General features: G+C 67.1%; 18 protein-coding genes and 1 tRNA gene. 6 read left to right on the top strand and 13 right to left on the bottom strand.

Annotated features, from left to right (window positions below):
- Positions 1-12: 12 nt before the first annotated feature.
- The 5 genes from pth to FBY33_RS11480 form a co-directional block, all read right to left on the bottom strand.
- A complete protein-coding gene (gene pth / locus FBY33_RS11500; RefSeq protein WP_142030678.1) occupies positions 13-618 on the bottom strand; it encodes an aminoacyl-tRNA hydrolase in 606 nt (201 codons plus the stop codon).
- Between the two features lie 106 nt (positions 619-724).
- The gene (locus tag FBY33_RS11495; protein WP_142030677.1) at positions 725-1,333 is read right to left on the bottom strand and encodes a 50S ribosomal protein L25/general stress protein Ctc; all 609 of its coding nucleotides are present in this window, start codon (positions 1,331-1,333) and stop codon (positions 725-727) included.
- Positions 1,334-1,600: 267 nt separating this feature from the next.
- Complete coding sequence (locus FBY33_RS11490; protein ID WP_142030676.1) at positions 1,601-2,581, bottom strand: ribose-phosphate diphosphokinase; 981 nt, start codon at positions 2,579-2,581, stop codon at positions 1,601-1,603.
- A 2-nt stretch (positions 2,582-2,583) separates the two neighbouring features.
- A complete protein-coding gene (glmU, locus tag FBY33_RS11485) occupies positions 2,584-4,062 on the bottom strand; it encodes a bifunctional UDP-N-acetylglucosamine diphosphorylase/glucosamine-1-phosphate N-acetyltransferase GlmU (RefSeq protein ID WP_142030675.1) in 1,479 nt (492 codons plus the stop codon).
- 102 nt (positions 4,063-4,164) lie between these two features.
- Positions 4,165-4,236: transfer RNA gene (locus FBY33_RS11480), tRNA-Gln, on the bottom strand.
- A gap of 131 nt (positions 4,237-4,367) precedes the next feature.
- Between FBY33_RS11480 and FBY33_RS11475 the strand changes: the two genes are divergently transcribed.
- Positions 4,368-4,994: a TetR/AcrR family transcriptional regulator gene (locus FBY33_RS11475; protein WP_142030674.1), complete on the top strand. Its 627-nt coding sequence runs from the start codon at positions 4,368-4,370 to the stop codon at positions 4,992-4,994.
- A 401-nt stretch (positions 4,995-5,395) separates the two neighbouring features.
- Here the strand turns inward: FBY33_RS11475 and FBY33_RS11470 are convergent, their stop codons facing one another.
- From FBY33_RS11470 to FBY33_RS11450, 5 genes are all read right to left on the bottom strand, one after another.
- Positions 5,396-7,222, bottom strand: coding sequence for an ABC-F family ATP-binding cassette domain-containing protein (locus FBY33_RS11470; RefSeq protein WP_142030673.1), 1,827 nt, complete (start codon positions 7,220-7,222; stop codon positions 5,396-5,398).
- A 33-nt stretch (positions 7,223-7,255) separates the two neighbouring features.
- Positions 7,256-8,233, bottom strand: a complete 978-nt coding sequence (locus FBY33_RS11465) for a 4-(cytidine 5'-diphospho)-2-C-methyl-D-erythritol kinase (RefSeq protein WP_142030672.1) — start codon at positions 8,231-8,233, stop codon at positions 7,256-7,258.
- Entirely contained in the window at positions 8,230-9,102 is an 873-nt protein-coding gene (rsmA, locus tag FBY33_RS11460) for a 16S rRNA (adenine(1518)-N(6)/adenine(1519)-N(6))-dimethyltransferase RsmA (RefSeq protein ID WP_142030671.1), read from the bottom strand. Before rsmA ends, FBY33_RS11465 begins: the two co-directional genes overlap by 4 nt.
- Positions 9,103-9,212: 110 nt before the next feature.
- The gene (locus tag FBY33_RS11455) at positions 9,213-10,382 is read right to left on the bottom strand and encodes a resuscitation-promoting factor (protein ID WP_142030670.1); all 1,170 of its coding nucleotides are present in this window, start codon (positions 10,380-10,382) and stop codon (positions 9,213-9,215) included.
- A 281-nt stretch (positions 10,383-10,663) separates the two neighbouring features.
- Complete coding sequence (locus FBY33_RS11450; RefSeq protein WP_142030669.1) at positions 10,664-11,569, bottom strand: TatD family hydrolase; 906 nt, start codon at positions 11,567-11,569, stop codon at positions 10,664-10,666.
- Between the two features lie 163 nt (positions 11,570-11,732).
- Between FBY33_RS11450 and FBY33_RS11445 the strand changes: the two genes are divergently transcribed.
- The 3 genes from FBY33_RS11445 to FBY33_RS11435 are packed head-to-tail and all read left to right on the top strand — an operon-like array spanning position 11,733 to position 16,852.
- The gene (locus FBY33_RS11445; protein WP_142030668.1) at positions 11,733-12,833 is read left to right on the top strand and encodes an AAA family ATPase; all 1,101 of its coding nucleotides are present in this window, start codon (positions 11,733-11,735) and stop codon (positions 12,831-12,833) included.
- A gap of 9 nt (positions 12,834-12,842) precedes the next feature.
- Positions 12,843-14,324 (top strand): DUF58 domain-containing protein, encoded by a 1,482-nt coding sequence (locus FBY33_RS11440; protein ID WP_142030667.1) that lies wholly within the window; start codon positions 12,843-12,845, stop codon positions 14,322-14,324.
- Positions 14,321-16,852 carry a transglutaminase family protein gene (locus tag FBY33_RS11435; RefSeq protein ID WP_142030666.1) on the top strand — a complete coding sequence of 844 codons (2,532 nt, stop codon included), beginning with the start codon at positions 14,321-14,323 and terminating at the stop codon, positions 16,850-16,852. The genes FBY33_RS11440 and FBY33_RS11435 overlap by 4 nt, the downstream gene beginning before the upstream one ends.
- A gap of 60 nt (positions 16,853-16,912) precedes the next feature.
- Here FBY33_RS11435 and FBY33_RS11430 read toward each other — a convergent pair whose 3' ends face one another.
- Both FBY33_RS11430 and rsmI read right to left on the bottom strand, forming a co-directional pair.
- A complete protein-coding gene (locus tag FBY33_RS11430) occupies positions 16,913-18,412 on the bottom strand; it encodes an NAD-dependent succinate-semialdehyde dehydrogenase (protein WP_142030665.1) in 1,500 nt (499 codons plus the stop codon).
- A gap of 183 nt (positions 18,413-18,595) precedes the next feature.
- Positions 18,596-19,471, bottom strand: a complete 876-nt coding sequence (gene rsmI, locus FBY33_RS11425) for a 16S rRNA (cytidine(1402)-2'-O)-methyltransferase (protein ID WP_142030664.1) — start codon at positions 19,469-19,471, stop codon at positions 18,596-18,598.
- A gap of 45 nt (positions 19,472-19,516) precedes the next feature.
- On the opposite strand from rsmI, the gene FBY33_RS11420 reads away from it, so the two are divergent.
- Both FBY33_RS11420 and FBY33_RS11415 read left to right on the top strand, forming a co-directional pair.
- Positions 19,517-21,244: a dolichyl-phosphate-mannose--protein mannosyltransferase gene (locus tag FBY33_RS11420; protein WP_142030663.1), complete on the top strand. Its 1,728-nt coding sequence runs from the start codon at positions 19,517-19,519 to the stop codon at positions 21,242-21,244.
- Between the two features lie 67 nt (positions 21,245-21,311).
- Positions 21,312-23,141 carry an AMP-dependent synthetase/ligase gene (locus tag FBY33_RS11415; protein ID WP_142030662.1) on the top strand — a complete coding sequence of 610 codons (1,830 nt, stop codon included), beginning with the start codon at positions 21,312-21,314 and terminating at the stop codon, positions 23,139-23,141.
- Here FBY33_RS11415 and FBY33_RS11410 read toward each other — a convergent pair.
- On the bottom strand, positions 23,132-24,385 hold the full coding sequence (locus tag FBY33_RS11410) for a TIGR01906 family membrane protein (protein ID WP_142030661.1): 1,254 nt from the start codon (positions 24,383-24,385) through the stop codon (positions 23,132-23,134). The two genes, FBY33_RS11415 and FBY33_RS11410, sit on opposite strands and share 10 nt — an antisense overlap.
- Positions 24,386-24,417 lie beyond the last annotated feature (32 nt).

The following is a 24,417-nucleotide window of genomic DNA, read 5'->3' as shown; positions in this document are numbered from 1 at the left end:
CGAAGGGAACTTTTACGATTCCGGCGGTTGTGATCCCGACTTGGCCGGGTGGAACCTCTGCTGGGCGGCAGCCAGTCCGTCACGCAGCACGAACTCGACGGCATCCGCTGCATCGTCCAGCAGGAAGGGCAATTCCTTCAGTTCCGCAGTGCCGAAATCCCGCAGCACGTAGTCAGCGGTGTCCATCCTGCCGGGCGGCCTTCCCACCCCTACGCGGACCCGCAGGTAGTCCTTGGTGCCCAGCGCCTTGGAGATATCCCGCAACCCGTTATGGCCGCCCTCGCCGCCACCGAGCTTGAGCTTGACTGTATTGAAGGGGATGTCGATCTCATCGTGGACGGCCACCACATGGTCCACAGTGATTCCGTAGAAATTCGCCAGGGCGGAGACCGGACCGCCGGAGACATTCATGTAGCTCATCGGCTTTGCCAGCACCACCCGCGGACCACCGATGCCCAACCTGCCTTCCAGGACCTGGGCGCGGGCCTTGTGGGTCTTGAATCCGGCCCCGACGCGGGCGGCAAGTTCATCGAGCACCATCTGGCCGACGTTGTGCCGGTTGCCTTGGTACTGTGCGCCTGGGTTGCCGAGGCCGACGATCAGCCAGGTATCTGTCATGGAGTCAATCCTATGGGGGCGGTCTTGGCGGAATTGAAGCCCCGCCTGCGGACATGACAGTGGCCGGACCCTTGGGGTCCGGCCACCGCCATGAATTGCCGGGTAATTACTCGGCTGCTGCTTCTTCGGCTGCGGGAGCTTCCTCTGCTGCCTCGGCAGCTTCGGTCTCTTCCTGGGTAGCGGTGGCCTCGGAGATGTTTACCACGAGAGCCTCGGCGTCGGTCAGGAGAGCGGAACCCTTGGGCAGGACCAGGTCGGAGGCGTGGATGTGCTCGCCGGCGCCACGGCCTTCGATGCTGACGACGATGGACTCGGGCAGGTGCGTTGCCTCAGCCTCGAGGGACACAACGGTCAGTTCCAGGTTGTGCACGGTGCCGGGAGCGGTTTCGCCTTCAACGTGGACCGGAACGTCAACCGTGACCTTCTCGCCCTGGCGGACGGTCAGGAGGTCGATGTGCTCGATGATCTGCTTTACGGGATCGCGCTGGACGTCCTTGACCAGGGCCAGGTGGCCCTCACCGTTGATGTCCAGGGACAGCAGGGCGTTGGCGGTGCGGACAGCCAGGGTGGTGGCCTTCGCCGGCAGGGTGACGTGGATGGGCTCTGCGCCGTGGCCGTAGATGACGGCGGGGATCTGGTGGTTCATCCGGGCGCGGCGGGCGTAGCCCTTGCCGAATTCGGTGCGCAGTTCTGCTGCGAGCTTCTGCTCAGACATGGATATCTCCTTGAAAGACTAAACGGTGTTCAGCAAGGGCGGAGGTCTGGGGTGACCTTCAACGCCGGGCGCCGGATGGCGGCCTTCAAGAAGGTAGTCCTTCAGCTGAAGGACTGTTCAGACCCAGTCGATAACGGAGGCTATGCCCTCCCTCGCCAAGGTATCGCTGACCAGCTTACCAGCGCCGGAACGGAATACTGAAAACGGGTCCTGCCCCACGGCGGCTGGCGGCAGCCGCCGGGAGCAGGACCCGTCTGAAGGTGGTGCTTAGGCCTTGCCGTCGAAGAGGCTGGTGACGGAGCCGTCGTCGAACACTTCGCGGATGGCCCTGGCAATCAGCGGTGCGATCGAGAGCACCGTCAACTGCGGGAATTGCTGGGACGAAGTCAGCGGGAGGGTGTTGGTGACCACTACTTCGCGCGCACCGGACTCAGAGAGGCGGCGCGCGGCCGGATCCGAGAAGACGGCGTGCGTGGCGGCGATGATGACGTCCTTGGCGCCGGCGTTCTTCAGCACCGTGACGGCGCCGGAGATGGTTCCGCCGGTGTCGATCATGTCGTCGATGAGGACGCAGGTGCGTCCCTCGATCTGGCCCACCACGGTCTTGGAGACGGCCTGGTTGGGGACAGTGAGGTCACGGCTCTTGTGGACGAAGGCGAGGGGCGCCCCGCCCAGCCGCTCTGCCCACTGCTCTGCCACCCGCACGCGCCCGGTGTCCGGGGACACCACGGTGATGTTCTCGGCGTCAACGCGGGTGCGGATGTAATCCGCCAGCAGCGGGATGGCCATCAGGTGGTCAACGGGCCCATCGAAGAAGCCCTGGATCTGGGAGGTGTGCAGGTCCACGCTCATGATGCGGTCCGCACCGGCGGTCTTATAGAGGTCCGCCACCAGGCGGGCGGAGATGGGCTCGCGGCCGCGGCCCTTCTTGTCCTGCCGGGCGTAGGGGTAGAACGGCGAAACCACGGTGATGCGCTTGGCGGAGGCCCGCTTCAGCGAATCGATCATGATCAGCTGTTCCATGAGGTGGTTGTTCAGCGGTGCGGGGTGCGCCTGGATCACGAAGGCATCGGTGCCGCGCACGCTCTCGCCGGCCCGGACATAGATCTCGCCGTTGGCGAAGTCGTAGGCATCAACGGGAAGGAGGTCAGTGCCGAGTTCCTTGGCGATTTCCCGGGCAAGCTCAGGATGGGCCCGCCCCGTGGCGAGCACCAGCTTCTTCTCGCCGTGCGCCGTAATTTCACTCATTGTTACTTGCCCTCTTCTGTAGATGCCGGGGTACTTGAGGAGTCTTTGGTGGCGGCCTGGGCCAGTTCGGCGGAGCGGGTTCCCGGTCGGTTCGCGGGGACCCATCCTTCGGCGTTGCGCTGGGCGGCAACGCTCAGCGCAAGTGCGCCTGCCGGTACGTCCTTGCGGATCACCGCGCCGGCGCCGCTGTAGGCGCCGTCCCCCACGGTGACCGGGGCAACAAAGACGGTATTGGAGCCTGTACGGACGCCCGAGCCGATGACCGTGCGGTGCTTCTTCTCGCCGTCGTAATTGGCTGTGATGTTTCCACAGCCAATGTTGGTGTCCTCGCCGATTTCGGCGTCGCCTGCATAACCCAGGTGGGAGAGCTTGGAGCCGCGGCCGATGGTGACGTTCTTGGTTTCATAGAAGGCGCCGATCTTCCCCTTTTCACCCAGCACAGTGCCGGGGCGAAGGTACGTGAAGGGGCCGACGGCGGCGCGCGGGCCGATCACGGAGCCGGAGCCGTGGGTGCGGATCACCGTGGCGCCCTCACCCACGGTGACGTCGGTCAGGGTGGTGTCAGGGCCCACGACGGTGTCCCTGGCCACGGTGGTGGCGCCGTGCAGCTGGGTGTTGGGCAGGATGCGGACGTCCTCGTCCAGGGTGACGGAGGAGTCGATCCAGGTGGTTGCCGGGTCGACGACGGTGACGCCGGCGCGCATCCAGGCTTCCACGGTACGCCGGTTCAGCTCGGCGCCGAGGGCGGCAAGCTGGACGCGGTCGTTGGCGCCCTCCACCTGCCAGCGGTCGGCGGTGACCACGGCAGCCACCCGGCCGCCTGACTCGCGGGCCAGTCCCAGCACGTCGGTGAGGTATTTCTCACCCTGGGCGTTGTCGGTGGTGACCTTGCCCAGGGCCTCGCGGAGCATTGCGGCGTCAAAGGCGTAGATTCCGGAGTTGACCTCCCGGATCAGCCGCTCGGCCTCGGTGGCGTCCTTGTGTTCACGGATGCCGGTTACGGAGCCGTCTTCGCCGCGCAGGATCCGGCCGTAGCCGGTGGCGTCGTCAAGGACTGCCGTGAGGACGGTAACGGCGTTGCCGTCGCGTTCGTGGGTGGCCACGAGTTCGGTGAGCAGTTCCCCGGAGAGCAGGGGCACGTCGCCGTAGGTGACAACGACGGTGCCTGCCAGGTCCTGTTCGGCGTGAAGTGCCTGGAGTGCGGCCTCCACGGCCCGGCCGGTTCCGGGGATGTCGTCCTGGTCAACGATCACTGCCTGCGGATCCAGGGCGGCGACGTGGCTTTCCACCAGGTCCCGTTCGTGCCGCACAACGATGGCGAGCCGCTGCGGGTTGATGCTGCGGGCGGCACGGAGTGCGTGGCCCACCATGGACAGGCCGCCGATTTCGTGGAGGATTTTCGGTGTCCGCGACTTCATCCGGGTACCGGCGCCTGCTGCCAGAACGATTACAGCGGCCGGGCCGGTATTCTCGGGGATCACGTACGGGCTCTCCTTGCTTGGTTGTGCTGGCGCTGTTCGGCGTCCGGCGGGTCAGCCCGCCGGGCACCGGGTGCCATCCTCATGATCGCTTTTGCGCAGCAGTTCCGCCCATAGGATTCGAACCTATACTCCACGGCTCCAAAGGCCGGGGTGCTGCCATTACACCAGAGCGGACCGTGCCTAAAGACTCAAGGCCCGGGCACAAGTCCCTATTTTGCCACGGGTTCAGGCCGCCGCGCGACACGGGACATTCCACTCCTCCGGGCCCCGGAATCCAGCCGCCGGCGGTGAGGCATGATGGGAACGTGAGCAACAACCTTCCGCGGATGCGGATGACGGGCGTGCAGCGCCGAAACCAGCTGATCGACGTCGGGCGGGGCCTTTTCGCCGTCCGCGGCCTGGACGGAACCACCATCGAGGAAATCGCCGCCTGCGCCGGAGTGTCCAAGCCGGTCATCTACGAACACTTCGGCTCCAAGGAAGGCTTGTACACCGAGGTGGTGGACTGCGAATTCCACATCCTCCTGGACGCGATCACCGCGGCCCTCACCGAGGAAGCCAAACCCCGCGTCCTCGTCGAACGCGCCGCGCTGGCCCTGCTCACCTATATCGAGGACCGCACCGAGGGCTTCCGGATCCTGATGCGCGACGCTCCCCCATCCCAGCCGGAGGGCGCCTTCTCCACCCTGCTCTCCGACGTCACCGCCCGCGTGGAACACATCCTCTCCGAAGAGTTCTCCCGCCGCGGCCTCAGCGGCGAGGACGGCGCCATGTACGCCCAAATGCTCGTGGGCATGGTGGCCATGACCGGCCAGTGGTGGCAGGACAGCCGCCAGCCGGACAAACACACGGTCGCCGCGCACCTGGTCAACCTCGCCTGGAACGGCCTGACCGGCTTGAAGAAGGACCCGGAGCTGCAGTCTGAACCCTGAGCGAAGGTCGCCTTCGCAGGCGCTGTGATCACCTTCGCGGCACAGGAGCCCTTCGCCGTCGCTTAGCGCGGAGGTCCCTTCCCAAGGCTCGCAAGCTCGCCTCGGGGCCCTCGGGACGACGCTTACGACGCATAGGGGCCCAACGGTCGCTGGCCGACCTTATGCGCCCGATGGCTCGCGATGCGCGACTACACGAAGGCCCACCACGCCGCTCGTGCAAGTGTCCCGTCTGGATCGGCGGCCGAGCTGAAAGGTGCCGACGAATTCCGGAAGCCGGGCCTTCGGAAAGTCGCGCATCGCGGCGCGTCAGGGCGTTGAGGTCGCCCAGCGACCGAAATGCCCTCTTCGCGACGTGTCTAAGCGACGTCGAAGGGCCGGTTCCGGACCCAACCAAGGTGGGCTCAGTCGCCGAGGAGTTCTGAGGACTCCAGCCATTCGAGTTCCAGGGCGTCCTTTTCGTCGGCCAGGTCCTTGAGCTGCCTGTTCTGTTCGGCGAGGGCGTCGAAGTCGGACTTCTCCGTGCTCTTGACCATCTCGTCGTGGAGTTTCTTCTCCTGCTGGTCGAGCTTTTTGATCTGGCGCTCGATCCTGTTGAGGGCCTTGCGGGCGTCCCGCTTCTCGGCCTCGGACGCTCCGGTCCCGCTGGCTGAGGGGGCCTGGCCGGCGCTGGTGACGGGGTTGCCGCCGCCGGTCACCGTGGAGCCTGCCAGGGCCGACTCGCGCAGTTCCAGGTATTGGTCCACGCCCCCGGGAAGGCCGCGGAGCTTGCCGTCGCCCAGGAGGGCCATCTGGTGGTCGGTGACGCGCTCCAGCAGGTACCGGTCGTGGCTGACCACCACCAGGGTGCCGGGCCAGCCGTCCAGTACGTCCTCCACGGCCGCGAGGGTGTCCGTGTCCAGGTCGTTGGTGGGCTCGTCGAGCATCAGCACGTTGGGCTCCCCCACGAGCAACCGCAGGAGCTGCAGGCGGCGGCGCTCGCCGCCGGAGAGGTCCCTGACCGGGGTCCATTGCTTTTCATTGGTGAAGCCGAGCTGCTCCACGAGCTGGCCTGCGCTGAACTCCTTGCCGCCAACGTTGAAGGAACGCTTTTCCCGCTCAATCACTTCAATGACGCGCAGGTCGGCGACGTCGTCGAGCTCCTTGACCTCCTGGCTGAGGACCGCGGTGACCACGGTCTTGCCCCGCTTGACCTTCCCGGCGTCGGGGGTGATTTCTCCGTTAAGGAGTTTCAGGAGGGTGGTCTTGCCGGCACCGTTGACGCCCACCAATCCCAGGCGTTCGCCCGGGGCAAGGCGCAGGGTGATGTTGTCGAAGAGCTTTCGCCCGTCGTCGCCGCCCTGGAAGTCAAGGGAGACGTTTTCCAGGTCCAGCACGTCCTTGCCCTGCCGGGCCGTGGCCATCCTGCTCAGGGCCATGGAATCCCGGGGGGCGGGAACGTCCGCAATCAGGGCGTTGGCCGCCTCGATCCGGAACTTTGGCTTTGCTGTCCGGGCCGGCGCGCCGCGCCTCAGCCAGGCGAGCTCCTTCTTGACCAGCTGCTGCCGCTTGCCTTCCATGACCGACGCCGAACGGTCCCGCTCAGCGCGTGCCAGCACATAGGCCGCGTAACCGCCCTCGAAGGGATCCACGATTCCGTCGTGGACTTCCCAGGTTTTGTTGCAGACTTCATCGAGGAACCAGCGGTCGTGGGTGACCACCAGGAATGCGCCCTGGTTTGCCCGCCACCGGGTCTTCAGGTGCCGGGACAGCCAGGCCACGCCCTCGACGTCGAGGTGGTTGGTTGGTTCATCAAGCATGATGACGTCGTGGTCCTCAATCAGCAGCTTGGCGAGGGCCACGCGCCGCTTTTGCCCGCCGGACAGCGCATGGACGTTGGCATGCCAATCGACGTCGGACACCAGCCCGCCCATGACTTCGCGGATCTGGGGATTGCGGGCCCATTCGTAGTCCGCCTGGTCCCCCACGATCGCTGCACCCACGGTGAGGTCGCCGTCGAGCACGTCGCTTTGGTCCAGGTAACCCACGTTGACGTCGCCCCGCTTGGTGACGCGGCCGGAGTCGGGCGTGGACCGCAGGGCCAGCAGCCTCATCAACGTGGACTTGCCGTCGCCGTTGCGGCCCACCATGCCGATCCGGTCACCCTCCTCAAGGCCCAAGGTGATGCCGTCAAGGACGGTGCGGGTTGCGTAGGAGACCGTGAGGTTCTCGCCGCCAAGAAGGTGTGCCAAAGGGAACTGCTTTCTGCTGCCGGACTGTACGTTTTAAAGGAGGGTGTCAGAGATGATGCGCGCGCCCGGGACCGGGCCGTGGACGGGGAGGGCTGTCAAGCCGTAGTGCTGCAGGTCCTCCGCCAGCGCCTCCGCCGCAACGGAGTCATCAGCCAGCAAAGCCACGGTGGGGCCGGAACCCGAAACGATTCCTGCGATGGCCCCATGGGATTCGCCGATTCCCAGCGTATCGCGCAGGGCGGGCGACAATTCAATGGAAGCCCTTTGAAGGTCGTTGACCAACACCCGGCTCAACGATTCGGCGTCCCCGCCCCGCAGCGCCGCCAAGATCTGCGGATCCACGCTTGTGGGCTCACCCGCATCGACCCCTTCGGCTGCGCGCAGCCGGTCCAGCGTCCGGTACACCTCAGGGGTTGAGAGCCCGTAGTCGGCCACCACCAGCACCCAGTGGGTCTGCGCCTTCGCCAGGGCCGGGGACAGTTCGTCACCCAGGCCGAGGCCGACGGCGGTGCCGCCGAGGAGCGGGAAGGGGACGTCGGCTCCCAGTTCGGATGCCAGGTGCGCCAGTTCCTCCCGCGACAGCCCGCTGTTCCAGAGCGCATCACAGGCCAGGAGCGTGGCGGCGGCGTCGGCGGAGCCACCGCCCATCCCGCCGGCCACCGGAACACGCTTGGTGATTTCCAGGTGCACGCCCGTGGCGTGCTCCGAGACGTCAGCCATGATGGCTGCCGCCTTATAGGCCAGGTTGTTGCCGTCCAGGGGGATGTCGACGGCGTCGAGGTCCAGAGTGCTTTCCGGGCTGAGGCTGATGGTAATGCCGGGGGCAGCGGTACTGGTCGCTGCCACTTCCTCGTAGAGGGACACTGCGAGATAGACGCTGGCAACGGAGTGGTAGCCATCGGGCCGGAGCGGGCCTACGGCCAGGGAGACATTGACCTTGCCCGGAGCCTTGACCCGGACCGTCCGGGCGGCGAACCGCCCCGTGCCTGCCCTCTCAAGTCCCGCGCTCACGGGCGGTTTTCCCTGGCTTCGGCGATCCTGGCGAACGCGGCAATATCAATGACCTCGCCGCGTGCGGTGGGGTCGACGCCGGCCGCGAGGAGGCAGCGCTCCGCTTCCGGGGCTCCCCCGGCCCAGCCCGCCAGGGCCGCCCGAAGCGTCTTGCGGCGCTGGGCGAACGCAGCATCCACCACGGCGAACACCTGCTCCCGGGTGGCGGTGGTTGCCGGCGGTTCGCGACGGGTGAAGGCCACCAGCCCGGAATGGATTTTCGGGGCCGGCCAAAAAACGTTCATGCCGATCACGCCGGCCTTGCGCATCTGGCTGTACCAGGCGGCCTTGACCGACGGCACCCCGTAGGTCTTGGAGCCCGGGCCGGCGGCCAGCCGGTCAGCCACTTCGTCCTGCACCATCACCAGGCCGTGGCGCAGGCTGGGAAAGTGCTGCAACAGGTGGAGCACCACCGGGACCGCCACGTTGTAGGGCAGGTTGGCCACGAGGGCCGTGGGCTCCACCGGCAGCTCGGTGACCTTCATGGCATCGGCGTGGACCAGGTGGAAGGTGTCGACGGCGGCCGGCCGCCATTCCTGCACGGTTTCCGGAAGCTTTGCGGCAAGGACGGGATCGATTTCGACGGCGACAACCGCCGCTGCAGCGTCAAGCAGCCCCAGGGTGAGGGACCCCAGCCCCGGACCGACCTCGAGCACCGTTTCGTCCGGGCCCACACCTGCTGCGGCCACAATCCGCCGTATGGTGTTGCCGTCGATCACAAAGTTCTGGCCCAGGGTCTTGGTGGGCCTGATACCGATTTCCTCTGCCATCCGGCGTATGTCGGAGGCACCGAACAACGGTGCGGGCACGGCGGGGATCGGTTCAGTCACCTAGGTATCCTATCCCGCGCGCCACCCCTGCCCTGCCGGATTAACGGCAGTGGCCGGGCCCGGAGTACCCGGGCCCGGCCACGCTGTTCAGTATGCGCTTGAGCGGTGGATCAGCTGGTTGCTGCCCAGCCGCAGCCCCAGGGCGACAGGCCGCGCTGCGCGTATACGCGGTTGGCGATGTCGATCTGCTGCGCCTTGGTGGCCAAGCTGGCGTTGGGGGCGTAGGCACCGCCGCCGGCTCCGATCCAGGTGCGGATGTCGAACTGGAGGCCGCCGTAGTAGCCGTTGCCGCTGTTGATGCTCCAGTTTCCAGTGGACTCGCACTGGGCAATCTTGTCCCACATGGCTTCATTCATCATGGCCGGTGCTGCCGCCCCGGTGTTTGCGCCGGCAGGTGCCGCAGGTGCGGCCTGCGGCACAGGCTTGGCTTTGGTGCCGACGGTGACCTTCTCGGTGACGGGCTGCACGGCCACGTTCTCTGAGACCAGGGTGCGGGAAGCTTCCCGTCCGTCCACGAGCACCAGCTTGAAGGTCCGCTCAAGCTTGCCGGCAGCGCCTGCCTGGGTCACTTCCTTATCGCCCTTGAGCATGTCCGCACTTTCGGCGGTAACGGTCTCGAAGGGCACCTCTTCACTGGTGACGGCCGTCTGGCTGGTGTCCACCCGGGAAACCTTGATGACCATGTTGTTCACCACGTTGGCGTTCGCCGGCTGCGAGGTGCGGTCGTTGGCGCCGAGGGTCACGCCGGAATCCTCCAGGACCTTGCCAACGGTAAGGGCAGTTGTGGTAGCGGTGTTCACCTTGCCGTCGGCCACGATGCTGACGGTCTTGGGGGTGGAAATCGAAACATAGGAACCGGCCAGCGAGAGGGTGGCATCCTTGGGCGCCGAAACGGACGAGGCACTGGCGACGCCGAGTTCGGTCACCAGGTCTTCGACATCCTGCGCCGTGGTGTTGACTGTCTTTTCGGCCCCGTCAAGGCTGACCTTTACTTCCTTGGCCTGGTTGATGTTGATGACGGTGCCGTTCTGGACGGTCGCGTCAAGGGAAGGCGATACGCGGTCGCCGGGCTTCAGTTCCAGGTTGGCGCTCTTGACCACCTGTTCCACTGTTCCGCCAAAGGACTGCACGGACGACGCTTTGCCGTCCACGTTGAGCGTGATTGTTTTGTTATTGCCCACGAAGGCTACGAGGCCCGCGACCAGGCCGCAAAGCACCAGCAGCTGGGCGCCAACCTTGATATAGCTGAACTTGCCGTCCGATGTGAAGAACTTGATCACGATTGCCCGTAACTCTCGGTCTATCCGGGCACGGGGAAACGCGCAATAAAATGCCCGGAGCAACCTTGAAAAGGACAGTCCGGGCACCGGTGCGCCGCCACACTCCGCGCAGCGGCAGAGCCGGATTCTGGACAGGCCGGGCCGGCTGCAAATGGAGTGAAATTACCCGCTGGCCTTCCCCGACCCCGGCTAATAGTTACCCACTGTAACCGTAGCGTTATAAAGCAGCCAACATTTTTGCATACCAGATATGCATTTTGCGGCCAAGACGGGGCGGGATGTCAGGCCCAGGAACCGTATGCGCGCACGGTATTTTCGCTGATCGCGGTGCACAGCCCAGCCAGGTCGGAGCCTGTCAATTCTGCCATGCTCCGGACCGTGTACGGGACCATGTAGCTGGCATTCGGACGTCCCCTGTGCGGGTGCGGCGTCAGGAACGGCGCATCCGTTTCCACCATGATGAGCTGCCGGTCCGCCACGGCGAGCGCAGCGCGCAGGTTGGTGGCGTTCCTGAACGTCAGCGTGCCGGCAAAGGACATCCACCAGCCCTGTTCGTTGCAGGTTTTCGCCAGGTCCTCGTCTCCGGAGAAGCAGTGGAACACCACCCTGTCCGGCGCCCCCTCTTCCCGGAGCACCCGCACCACGTCGCCGTGCGCGTCCCGGTCGTGGATCTGGAGGGTGAGGTCCAGGCGTTTGGCGATGTCGATGTGCCGGCGGAACGAGTACTCCTGATGGCGCAGCCCCTCGCCTTGGGTGCGGTAGAAGTCCAGTCCGGTTTCACCGATGGCCCGGATCCGGGGATGCGCAGCCAGTCGTTCGATCTCGGCAAGGGCCGTTTCCAGTTCACCGCGGGCCGCATAGTGCGGAGCATCATTGGGATGCAGGGCCACAGCCCCCAGGAGCCGTTCATCCTGGTCCACCGCCTCTACGGTGAACCGCGAGGATTCCAGGTCGCAGCCCACCTGGACGGCGCCCTGCACCCCTACGGCCGCCGCGGCATCCAGCGCAGCCTTGATCCCTACGGGACCCTTTCCTTCCGGGAAATCCAAGTGCGTGTGGTTGTCCATGACCGGTACCGGCAGGGGCTCGGGCGCGGGCGGGAAATCCTTCCGGCGCGGGGCGTCCGGGTCCGGCGTCCCCTCGTCGGATGGCACCCGGTAGGCGGCGGGAATAGAGGAATTGCACATCCACCCACACTATCGGCCGAAGGTACCCCTATATTTACCGGAACTCTCTGTCAGGCACGGCAGTTGTGTTAGTAGTCTGGAACGAACACACGCGCACGCCCACCAAGGGGCGAAGGCAGGCTTGCTGTCCCGTCCAGGTGAACCCCGGGCTGAAAGGTTGCCGATGGAACCCCACCGACGCACTGCCAACAATGCCAGCGCACCGAACCTGAACCTGGCCGGCGTCGCCGATTCCGTCAGCCACCTGAACGGGCACCGGCCGGCGGCCATGGATTCGGGGTCCTTCCACGCCGCGGCGCAGCGCATCCTCACCACGGTCAACACGGTCATCGACGGCAAATCCGATGCTGCCAAGCTGGCCCTCACAGTCCTGCTCGCGCAGGGCCACCTGCTGCTGGAGGACGTGCCCGGCGTCGGAAAGACCCTGCTCGCAAAGACCCTCGCCCGGACCATCGACTGCACCGTCAACCGCATCCAGTTCACCCCGGACCTGCTGCCCTCCGACGTCACCGGGGTTTCCATCTACAACCAGGCCTCCAGGCTCTTCGAATTCCGGCCGGGTGCGGTCTTCGCGAACATCGTCATCGGCGACGAAATCAACCGCGCATCCGCCAAGACCCAGTCCGCGCTGCTGGAATGCATGGAGGAGCACCAGGTCACGGTGGACGGTACGTCCTACAAGCTGGATGAGCCGTTCATGGTGGTGGCCACCCAGAACCCCATTGAAATGGAGGGCACATATCCCCTGCCCGAGGCCCAGCGGGACCGGTTCATGGCCCGGATTTCCATGGGCTACCCGGACAAGGCCGCAGAGATCGAGATGCTCGAAACCCACCAGGCGGTCTCGCCGCTGGCCAATGTCTCCCCCGTCGTCACGGCGGCGGACGTGGCAGCGATGACCGCCACCGTCCAGCAGGTCTATGTCTCGGAAGCCGTCAAGGAATACACGGTGTCAGTGGGCAGGGCCACCAGGGAGAGCCCGCTGCTGCGGCTGGGCGCCAGTCCCCGCTCCATGCTGCAGTTGCTGCGCGCCGCAAAGGCCACAGCCGCCCTCGACGGACGCGACTTTGTCCTGCCGGACGATGTGCGGGACGTGGCCGAGGCCGTCCTGGCGCACCGCATCATCCTGGACCGGAAGGCAGCCGGCGCAGGCGAGACCCCGCACAGCGTGCTGCGGGGCATCCTGTCCCGGCTGCCCGTGCCCCAGGCCCAGACCGGGCAGCCCAACCGGGCCGCGGCCGCCGCCGGCAGCAGGAACCACTAGGCGCGGACCATGGCCCTGCTGGACAAGCTTCCGCGGCATCTGTTCACCAGGCGCGGCTGGGGCATGCTCGCAGCCGGGGCATTCACCCTGGCAGCGGCCCAGGTCATGGGACGCCGGGACCTCCTGACGCTGGCCCTGCTGCTGCTGGTCCTGCCGCTGGTCTCCCTTGCCGGCATCCGGCTGGTCAAACCGCGCTTCCGCGTCTACCGGGAATTCAACCCCTCCCCCGTGGAAACCTCAGCCCCGGCAACGGTGCATCTTGCGGTGGCCAGGACGGGCCCGGGCAGCGGACGCGTGGCCATGGAGGAGCGTCTGCCGGCGCACTTCGGCCAGGCGCCTTCCTTCTGGTTCCCGTCCCGGTCCGCCACCGGCGGCACAAGCCGCTACGAGTACCACCTCACGTCCAGACACCGGGGGCAGTTCAGGATCGGACCCGTGACGGCCGAGTTCACCGACCCCTTCGGCCTCTCCCTGCACCGCCAGGCCATCGACGACGGCGACGTCCTGACCGTGACGCCTGCCGCCGTCGTCCTGCCCGCCACCGGGCTGGCCGGAGCGCGCGGGAGCGACGGCGTTACCGCCACCCGTGTCCGCGCGAACCCGAGCGATGACGACATCATGACCCGTGAGTACCGTCATGGGGACCCGATGCGCAGGGTCCACTGGCCCGCTACGGCGAGGCACGGATCCCTGATGGTCCGGCAGGAAGAGTCCGTCACCACGCCTGAGGCCACCATCATCCTGGACCACAGGGCCGGGGCGTTTGGCGGCGGCCCCGGCACATCATTGCCGGGCCTGCCGGCCCCGGAGGGACATACACCGGCCACCAGCGACACCTTCGAGTGGTCTGTTGTTGCCGCCATGTCCGTCAGCGCACACCTGGCGGAGCGCAACTACAGCCTTCGGCTGCTGGATACCGGCGGGGAACCGGCGTTCCTCCACTCGCCATCGGCCCCGGAACCGGCCATGGAGGAATTCAGCGGGGCGTCCGGGCTGCAGTCAATAGCCGAAAGCCTGGCCGCAATCCATCTGTCCGGGCCGGCCCACCCCCGGCGGGACGGACTGCTTCGGGAGGTCATCCATCGGGAGGCCCCGGCCAGGTACGCGGAACGCAGGGGCGCTCCGGGGGTGCGGACGCCGGCGGGTGCGGAGCAGGGGCCACCGGCCTTTGATGACCAGCTGATGGACAAGCTGTCCGCCCATCGGATGCGGGGCCCACTGATCGCCGTGCTGGGACGCGTTACCGCCGAGGAGGCCGCGGCACTGGCGCCGGCTGCGGCGTACGGCACCAACTCGTTCGCCATCCTGGCGGTGGAGCGGCCTGCGGATGCCCAGGATGTCCTGGAAGTGCTGAGGCAGGGCGGCTGGCGGGCGCTGGCCGTGGCGCCGACGACCCGGCTTGCCACTGCATGGGGCCAGCTGGACCAGGACGCGGCACTGCCGGTGGTTCCGGCATCAGAGGTCCGACGCGGAGCGGGGGTGGCCAAATGACCATGGCACCGGCCCGGCCAACGGGTGCCGGGCACGAGGCACAGCCACGTCCGGAGATGCCCGCGGGCCGGATGCGTGCCGGCGCCTATCCATGGGCCATGGCGGCATCCATCACGGTGGCCGTCTGCGGGGCCGCCCTGTCCCTGAACGGTGTCCTGCGGGGGTGGAACTGGTACTGGCCGGCAATGACCACGGTGCTGGTGGTGGCATTCGCCCTGGCCGTCCTGCGTTCCGTCCGTGCCCAGCCCCTGCTGGTCACTGCAGGCGGGTTCGTGGCACTGGGCGCCGTCTTGACCTTGACGTTCTTCCGCAGCTCCAGTTTCCTTTGGGTGGTTCCCACCGGCGCCACCCTACCGGAGCTGGACCGGCTGATCCGGCGGGCCAGCGAGACAGTCCTGGCAGAGACAGCCCCCGTGGCACCCAACGCCGGGATCGTCATGGTGGTCTGCGCTGTGCTTGGCCTGGCGGTGATCCTCGTCGACGCACTCGCGGTGCCGCTGGGGATGCCGGCCGCCTCCGGCACCGGTTTGCTTGCCCTGCTGGTGGTTCCGGCCATGATCAAGCCGCAGAGTGTGGGGGTGTGGAGTTTCGTCGCCACCGTGGCGGGATACCTGTTGATCCTTGCCTGCAGCCAGTGGTTTGCCCCCGACGGCAGGTTGCAGGGCGCCTCGGCCAGGAGCCCTGGCCTGCTGCGCAGGGCAATATTGACGGGCGCCGTGGCCCTGGTGGCCACCCTGCTGCTGCCCCTGGCAATTCCCGGGTTCGACCGCGGCACGTTCCCGCAGGGCTCACGGCTCAATCCGTGGGGTGCCTCCACCGGCCTGAACCCGATGATCACCCTGGGAAGCAGCCTCCGCACGCCTGACGGAAGCGGCAGGATCACCTACGCCACCAATTCGCCCAACCCCCTCTACCTGCGCTCTGTCACGGTGGACAACTTCGACGGCGATTCGTGGGGGCCGGACGACCGCACCGCGTCCAGGGTGCCCCTTGACGGCCGGATCGACCCCGGGTACGCGGTCCTGGCCGATGAGCAGGTGCGGCTGGTGACAGCCGTCGACGCCGGGGCCTTCACCAGCCCCTACCTGCCGGTCCCGTACGCGCCTGAAACCATCCGCGGGCTAGGCGGCCAGTGGACGTGGGATCCCGCCACGCTGAGCATCAAAGGCACCGACACCACCACGCGGCGGCAGGAGTACCTGGTGACCTCGGCGGTACCCAAGCTTTCCGCTGTGCTCCTGGCCCAGTCCTCAGCGCCGGTGCGGGGTATTCCGGATATCTTCACCCGGATTCCCGGCAACGTCCCCGACATCGTCAGGAACACTGCACGGACCGTGACCGGAGCTGCGGGGACGCCGTACCAGAAGGCCATGGCCATCCAGAAGTACCTGCGCTCGTCCGAGTTCACGTACTCGCTGCAGTCTCCGGTGCAGGGCGGCTACGACGGCAACGGCCTTTCCGTCCTGGCTGACTTCCTGCAGCAAAAGAGCGGCTACTGCATCCACTACGCCTCGGCCATGGCGGTGATGGCCAGGCTGGAAGGCATCCCCAGCAGGATCGCCGTGGGTTATGCCCCCGGCAGGTTGACCGGGGCCACCGTGTCTGTGTCCGGCCAGGGCGCCCTCCCGGAATATGAGGCGGATGCGCGCGACGCCCATGCCTGGCCGGAACTGTACTTCCAGGGCCTGGGCTGGGTGCCCTTCGAGCCAACGCCGTCGCGCGGGGTGGTCCCGGATTATGCCACCGAGGCCTCCGCACCTTCCGTTCCGGATTCCTTGGGCAGCAATGACGGCCTCATTCCGGACACGGCACCGGTTCCCGCCGCATCCCCCAGCGCGACGCCGCCGGCTGTCCCCGGCGCCGGCGGCAGCAACACCGGCGAGGGCGCGCAACTGATGCCCTGGCTCCTTGGTGCGTCCGCCGTGATGGGCCTTGTTCTCCTGGCGGCTGCCCCGCACCTGGTCCGCCTTGGCACCAGGTCGCGGCGGTTGCGTCCAAAGGACCGGGACGTGGCAGTCCCGCTGGCATGGAATGAGATCAGGGATCTCGGCACCGATTACGGCCTGCCCGCCGCGGACAGCGAGACCCCCAGGGCCTACTCAGCCCGGTTCCGTGCTGAACTGTTGGGCGAGCCTGGCGGCATGGACCAGGACGCGCACCAGGCAGTGTCGTTCTTCACCTCGGCGTTCGAACAGTACCGCTACGGCCGCCCGGGCGGTGCGGGCTCCCCGGACATCATTGCCGGCCCGGCCGGCGAGGACATTGCTGCCGGTGTGGCCGCCGTGGAAGCGTCCCTCCGGGCGAACGCCACCCTGCCCAGGCGCTTGTCAGCGGCGTGGCTTCCGCTGTCGGTCACGCGCAGGCTGGGCCTGCTGCTCCGGATGCCGTTCAGCGCGGCCGGCAGGGCCATCCGCAAAGCGGTGCGCGCTGCGGCGCTCTTCCGGCCCCTGAAGCCGGTGCAACCGGCCGCAGGAGGGCGTTCCCGGGCAGCCGCGGCCGACGACGGCGGCCGGACCGGGCGGAGCTGAACGGGCTGTGCCGGCCGGGGAAGCCCCGGCCGGCACATGAGGGTTGGGTAACCGCCGGAACTAGCCGGCGTAGGGGTCGGCGATGCCGATGTACTGCGTGTAGAGGTATTCCTCGATGCCTTCCAGCCCGCCTTCGCGACCCAGGCCCGACTGCTTCACGCCGCCAAAGGGTGCAGCAGCGTTGGAGATGACGCCGGCGTTCAGGCCCAGCATGCCGGTCTCGAGCTTTTCGCCCATCCGGATGCCACGGTTCAGGTCCTTGGTGAAGACGTAGGCCACCAGCCCGTATTCGGTGTTGTTGGCCAGCCGCACAGCGTCGTCCTCGCTGCTGAAGGTGATGATCGGGGCCACGGGACCGAAGATTTCCTCGGACAGGATCCGGGTGCCTTCGGTGACGCCGGAAAGGATGGTGGGCTGGTAGAAGTAGCCGGGACCCTCCACCGGTCCGCCGCCCAGGACGGCCTTGGCACCGGAGGCAACGGCGTCGGACACCAGCTCGTGGACCTTGTCCCGGCTCTTGGCGTCGATCAGCGGGCCCACCTTGGACTCGGGCTCCGTGCCGCGGGCGGTGGTCATCTCCTTCATCTTCGCCGCGAACTTCTCCGCGAATTCACCGGCAACGGACTCGTGAACGATGAAGCGGTTGGCCGCGGTGCAGGCTTCGCCCATGTTCCGCAGCTTCGCCAGCATGGCTCCGGCCACTGCTGCATCCAGGTCTGCGTCCTCGAAGACCAGGAACGGGGCGTTGCCGCCCAGTTCCATCGAGGTCCGCAGCACGGTTTCGGACGCATCTGCCAGCAGGCGGCGGCCCACTTCGGTGGAGCCGGTGAAGGAGAGCTTGCGCAGCCGGGAGTCCTTGATCAGCGGCCCGGTGGTGGCGCCTGCCGTGGAGGTGGGAATGACGTTCAGGACGCCGGCGGGCAGGCCGGCTTCCATCATGACGGCGGCGAACAGCTGCGAGGTCAGCGGCGTGAGGTTGGCCGACTTCAGCACCATGGTGCAGCCGGCGGCTACGGCCGGCGCGATCTTGCGGGTGGCCATGGCCAGCGGGAAGTTCCAGGGGGTGATCAGCAGGCAGGGGCCCACCGGCTTCTTGGTGACCAGGAGGCGGGACTTGCCGTCGGGCGAGACCGAGTAGCGGCCGAAGGCGCGTACTGCTTCTTCGGAGAACCAGCGCAGGAACTCGGCGCCGTAGGTCACTTCACCGCGGGCTTCGGCCAGCGGCTTGCCCATTTCCAGGGTCATCAGGAGGGCGAAGTCGTCTGCGCGTTCGGTCACCAGGTCGAAGGCCCGGCGGAGGATTTCGCCGCGTTCGCGGGGCGGCACCTTTGCCCAGGATTCCTGGGCGGCTGCGGCGGCATCCAGGGCGGCCGCACCATCCTCGGGACCGGCGTCAGCAATGCTCAGCAGCACCTTCCCGGTGGCGGGATCCTCCACGTCGAACGTCTTGCCTGATGCGGCGTCGCGCCACTCACCGTTGATGAGCAGTCCGGTGGGAACGGAGGCCAAAAGCCGGGTTTCGCGCTCGGCGGTAACGGCCGGCTGTGCAGTGACAGTCACGATGACTCCCTCGTCAGTAGGGTTGTGGCAGCCCGTCGCCGCGGCCGGAGTGACCGGGATCATGGGGCTGATTAACAGTCAGACTACTGCGGGCCACTCCCCCGGTCTACGCCGTTGCGCACTGCGGGATCACAGCTTCGCTGTGCACCTGCACAGGAAACCGGAAGATGGGTTTGGGGCTGGCTACCGGGCGGCAAGGACAGCGGAGTAGAGCTCCCGTTTGCTGACCCGGACATCTTCGGCGACGGCGGCGACGGCCTCCTTCAGCCGGATGCCCTGGGCCACCAGTTCGTTGACCGCGGCCACGTGGTCCTCCGGGGTACCGGCTGCCTGTTCCGGTGCCCCGCCGAGCACCACGGCGATCTCGCCGCGGACCTCCGTGTCCTCAGCCCACTGGAGCAATTCGCCAACAGTGCCGCGGATGACTTCTTCGTAGGTTTTGGTCAGTTCCCGGCATACTGCGATGCGGCGGTCCGGTCCGAACCGCTCGCGCAGCGCGCGCAGCATTGCCTCCAGCCGGTGCGGTGCCTCGAAGAACACCATGGTGCGCCGCTCCCCGGCAAGGTCCGCCAGGCGGGAGGCCCTTTCGCCGGCCTTGCGGGGAAGGAACCCCTCGAAGCAGAACCGGTCCGTGGGCAGGCCAGACAATGCCAGCGCCGTGAGGACCGCGGAGGGGCCGGGAACCGCGGTGACGGGAAGTCCCGCCGCGATGGCACCCTCCACCAGCCGGAAACCCGGATCAGAGACCGCTGGCATCCCGGCGTCGGTGACCATGAGGAGGGTACTGCCGGCACGCACCTGGTCCAGGAGTTCAGAAGTCCTGGTGGCCTCATTGTGCTCGTGGTAGCTGATGACGCGTCCCGCGACGGCAACGCCCAGGCTTTGCACCAGGCGGTGGAGGCGCCGGGTATCCTCGGCCGCCACGATGTCCGCGGTGCCCAGCAGTTCCACCAGGCGGGCTGAGGCATCTCCGGTGTTTCCGATGGGAGTGGCGGCAAGGACGATCCGCCCCGCGGTCGCAGGGGCGGTTTCGGAAAGGGGGCTGGGGTTGGGGTCCACCTCCCAAGCCTACTGCCGCCGGGTCTTCCAGTCGCAAAAGGTAGCATGGGGCTCGTGACGCAGACCTCGACGCGGCCCACGGGGCCCGGGAAGCCCGGCCCGGCGGAATCCCCTGGCGGAACCGGAGCAACCGGGACGAAGCCTGCAGGGAAGGTTGCCCGCCCCTGGATCAGCCGGCCTGATGAGGCGTTCACCGTCGAGGCTCTGAGGGCAAGGCTTACCGGCGCCGGCACGTCCTGGCGGGACTATCCACCGACACTCCGGCTCTGGTGTGTCCTGGTCCCGGTCCTGACGGCAGTTGTGGGCGGCCTCCTCCGCTTCATCCGCCTTGAGGTGCCGCACAAACTGGTGTTCGACGAAACCTATTACGTCAAGGACGCCTACTCCTACCTCATCAGCGGCTATGAACGCAGCTGGCCGGACAAGGCAAATGATTCCTTCAACGCAGGCAACCCTGACGTCCTGCTGAACACACCCGAGTATGTGGTCCACCCGCCCGTGGGCAAGTGGATGATCGCAGCCGGCATGTGGCTGTTCGGGCCGGACAACCCTTATGGCTGGCGCTTCGCCGCAGCCCTCACGGGCACCCTCACGGTGTTGCTGGTCTCCCTGATCGCTTTGAAACTGTTCCGCTCGCTTCCGCTCGCCGGCGCCGCGGGGCTGCTCCTCGCCGTCGACGGCCACCATCTGGTGATGTCCAGGACGTCCCTGCTGGACATCTTCCTGACGTTCTGGATCCTTGCCGCCTTCAGCGCCCTGCTGATGGACCGCGACGACGGGCGGCGGCGCCTGGCAGGGCGGCTTGCCCGGACCGCTGCCGCGAACGGCGGGCAGCCCGCGGCCGGGGCGCTGCTGTCCGGGCCATGGCTGGGTGTGCGCTGGTGGCGGGTGGCTGCCGGAGTCTGCCTGGGCCTGGCGGTGGGCACCAAGTGGTCCGGCCTGTTCTTCCTCGCCGGATTCGGCCTCCTCACCGTGCTGTGGGACCTCAACGCCCGGCGCGTGGCGGGCATCCGCGGCTGGATCAGCGGCGGCGCGATCCGGGACGGAATTCCCGCCTTCACCGCCATGGTGCCCGTGGCAGCCATTGTCTACTCCGCCACATGGACGGGCTGGTTCCTGTCCGAGAACGCCTACTTCCGCCACTGGGCTGAAACCAACCCCTCAACGGAATGGGGCTGGCTGCCTGACTCCGTCCGGTCGCTTGTCCACTACCACCTCGAAGCGTACAAGTTCCATCAGGGACTGAGCTCCGAGCACCCCTACCAGGCAAGTGCGTGGAGCTGGCTGGTGATGGGGCGGCCGACGTCGTTCTTTTATGAATCCCCGTCCCAGGGCACCCCCGGCTGTGACGTGGAAAAGTGCACCTCCGCCATCTTGTCCGTCGGGAACCCGCTGGTTTGGTGGGCCGCAGCCATCTCCCTGGTGGTCCTGCTCTTCTGGTGGGTGGGACGCCGGGACTGGCGGGCCGGGGCCGTGCTGGCCGGCGTCGGCGCGGGCTATCTTCCGTGGTTCATGTACCCGGAGCGGACCATGTTCTACTTCTACGCGGTATCCTTCGAACCGTTCCTGGTCCTGGCGCTGGTGTACTGCCTGGGGTTGGTCCTGGGCCGGGCTACGGACCCGCCGTGGCGCCGGCGCTCCGGGATGTACCTGGTGGTCCTGTTCCTTGCGGCGGCAGTCCTGCTGTCGGCGTTCTTCTACCCGATTTGGGCCGCAGAAGTCATCCCCTACGTCGACTGGAAGGTCCGGATGTGGATGCCGTCCTGGATCTAGGGCAGGATGGCAACAGAGACCTGAAGGAGCCGCTGCCGCGGCATGGCAGCGGAAACGGAGACCGGCTGTGAGAGAAGCGAGCACGGAACTGCTGGTTGAGCTTGACGCCAACAGCAACGTGACTGACCTGCTGCTGGAGCAGCACGCCGCCAATCCGGCCCACGCACTGTACCGGCGGAAGGGCCCCAACGGCTGGGTCGACGTCACGGCGCAGAAATTCCTCCAGGACGTCAGTGCCCTGGCCAAGGGGCTCATCGCCGGAGGCCTGGAGCCCGGCGACACCGTAGCCGTCATGTCCCGCACCTCGTTCGAATGGACGCTGGTGGACTTCGCCATCTGGTTCGCTGGCGGCGTCACGGTGCCCATTTATGAAACGTCCTCCGCCAGCCAGGTGGAGTGGATCATCAAGGATGCAGGGGTCCGCCGTGTCTTCGCCGGCGACCGCGCCACAGTGCAGCTGGTAAGCGGCGTGGTGGCCGGTTCCGCCGAGCTCAGCGACCGCCTGGTCAACGTGGTGCGGATGGATTACGACGGCGAGGCTCCGGACCTTGCCAGCCTCGCCGCTGCAGGCACCGGAGTCAGTGACGCTGAACTGGAACGGCAGCGCAGCCGTGCAGGTTTGGCCGACCTCGCCTCATTGGTCTACACCTCCGGCACCACGGGCAAACCTAAAGGGTGCGAGATCACGCACGGGAACTTTGCCCTGGTGGCCAAGAACATCGTTGCGTTCCTGCCCGAAATCCTGCAAAAGGACCAGGCCCGCACCCTGATGTTCCTGCCGCTGGCCCACGTGCTGGCCCGCGCCGTCCAGGTGGTATGCCTTACTGCCGGGGCAACCCTGGGCCACACCCCGGGTGCCGCCCAGCTCCTGGACGACCTCGGAACGTTCCGGCCCACCTTCCTGCTGGTAGTGCCGCGCATCTTTGAGAAAGTCCGGGCAACTGCCGCGCACAAAGCCGCTGTGGCAGGCAAGGGCAGGCTCTTCGAGGCCGCAACAGCTGCCGCCATCGAGTACTCACGCGAACAGGACCGCCACAGCCGCGGCGACGGATCGGGCCCGGGCCTGCTCAGCCGGATCCGGCACGGAGTGTACGACCGGCTGGTCTACCCGCGGCTGCGCCAGGCGATGGGCGGCGAGGTGGGATACACCGTCTCCGGCGCCAGCCCCCTGGCTTCCGAGGATGCCCATTTCTTCCGTGGCGTGGGCATTCCCGTCCTGGAAGGGTACGGGCTGACCGAGACCACGGCGCCGTGCACTGCCAACACGCCCTCCCGCACCAAGGTGGGAACAGTGGGCATCCCCATTCCGGGCACCACCATCCGCGTTGCCGGGGACGGCGAAATCCTGGTGAAGGGAATTGGCGTCTTCCGGGGCTACCACGCCAATCCGGAGGCGGACGCCGAAGCGTTTGTGGACGGATTCCTCCGCACCGGAGACCTTGGCGAACTCGACAAGGACGGCTTCCTTACCGTCACGGGCCGCAAGAAGGACCTCCTGGTCACGGCGGGCGGCAAGAACGTGGCGCCCGGGCCGTTGGAGGAGAAAATCCGCAGCCACCAACTCGTGGGGCATGCCGTGGTGGTTGGCGACGGCAGGCCGTTCGTGTCAGCCCTGCTGACCCTGGACCCGGACGGGGTTGCCAACTGGCGGTCAGAGCGCGGCCTGCCTCCGCTCCCCCTCCGCGAAGCCGCGAAGGACCCGGACATCCTGGCTGCCCTGCAGGAGGCAGTGGACCTGGCCAACCAGACGGTGTCCAAGGCGGAGTCGGTGCGCACGTTCAGGCTGCTGGATGCCGAATTCACTGTGGAGTCCGGGCACCTGACACCGTCCCTGAAACTGAAGCGGTCCGCCGTCGTTCAGGAATTCCAGGCGGAGATCGCCGGCATCTACGGCTGATCAGCCTTTTGCTGGTTTGCCTGTTCCTGATCCGCCTGTACCGGCTTTGGCGCCAGACCGCGGCGTTTGCGCGTCGGCCAGGTGAGCACCAGAGTCACGACGGATGCCACGAGCACCAGGCCGGCGATGACGATGCCGGCGTCAATCCAGAACTGGCTGGGGAACAGCCGGATCAGGGTGTCGTCCAGGCTGAAGGTCCAGGATCCATCGGCGAAGAAGATCCGGTGGAATTCGGTGAAGAACTGCTGCCAGCCCAGTGCCGCCAGCGTACCGAGGCCCAGGATCAGGGCCAGCGTGATGATGGAGCCGGCAAAGAGGCCGCGCCGGATCCCGCCGGTGCTGCGCCTGCGCAGGTACAGGATGGCGATCAGCGCGAGGAGGAGCAGCAGAGCACCTGCGCCAAAGGTGGACAGGATGACCGCCTTGACGTCGGCCATGTGGCTGACTTCGCCGTCCTTGAAGAGCTTTTCGCCGCCGCGGTGCACCAGGTCGCCCAGGTACCGTGGGCCTGCCCAGTTGCTGAGGTAGTCCACGGCATAGGAGCCGTAGGTCATCCTGTCGTCCGTGCTGAAACCGTACCCGTCACCGGGGAAGCCTGGACGGTTGTACTCCACCCAGAGGAAGAGTGGGCTGGTCACGGCCCGGACGGCCAGGATCAGCAGGATCAGCGGGTAGATGATGGCCAGCAGGACCTGCATGACACGCGGCGCCACCGGCTTGGCATTGGCGGCGCTTTCGCGCTGGGCATTGCGGCGCTCCACTTCCTCCTCGGGGGGACGGACGTGCAGGGCGGAGGTGGGAAGTGGTTCCTTGAAGACCGGCGAACCGGCGCTGCTGCCGGGCCCGTTCGCGGAGGGGTCCGTGGCGGACGTTCCCCCAGCGGACGTGCGGGTGGTGCCAGTGGCGGATGATCCGGCGGTTGCAGATGAGACGGCAGTGGAGGAGGATCCGACGGCGGCTTCCGCAGCCTTGCGGTCGGCCCGGCTTCCGGGCTGGGCTGTTGTGGTCTCTGCCGGTGCCTGGTTCCGGCCGGCTTTTTCCCCGCCCTCTTCCAAGGCGGACGCGCCGGGACCGGATTTGTCCGCGGCAGGGTTCTCGCGGGAGGGCTTGTTCCCCGCAGGTTTGTCCCCGGCGGCGGGTGTCAGCCAGGAAAACGCGGGCTCGTCGGAATCCCCGGACGTGTCCAGGAAAGGTTCCGGCTGCGGCGCGGCGCTTTTGGCGCGGGCCGGTGTCTCGTCATTCACAGCAGCGTCACTTCCGTAGGGTTCCGCACCGG

This window comes from Arthrobacter sp. SLBN-112, assembly GCF_006715225.1.
In the GTDB taxonomy this organism is placed as follows: Bacteria; Actinomycetota; Actinomycetes; order Actinomycetales; family Micrococcaceae; genus Arthrobacter.
This window is presented reverse-complemented; position numbering and strand designations above follow the sequence as displayed.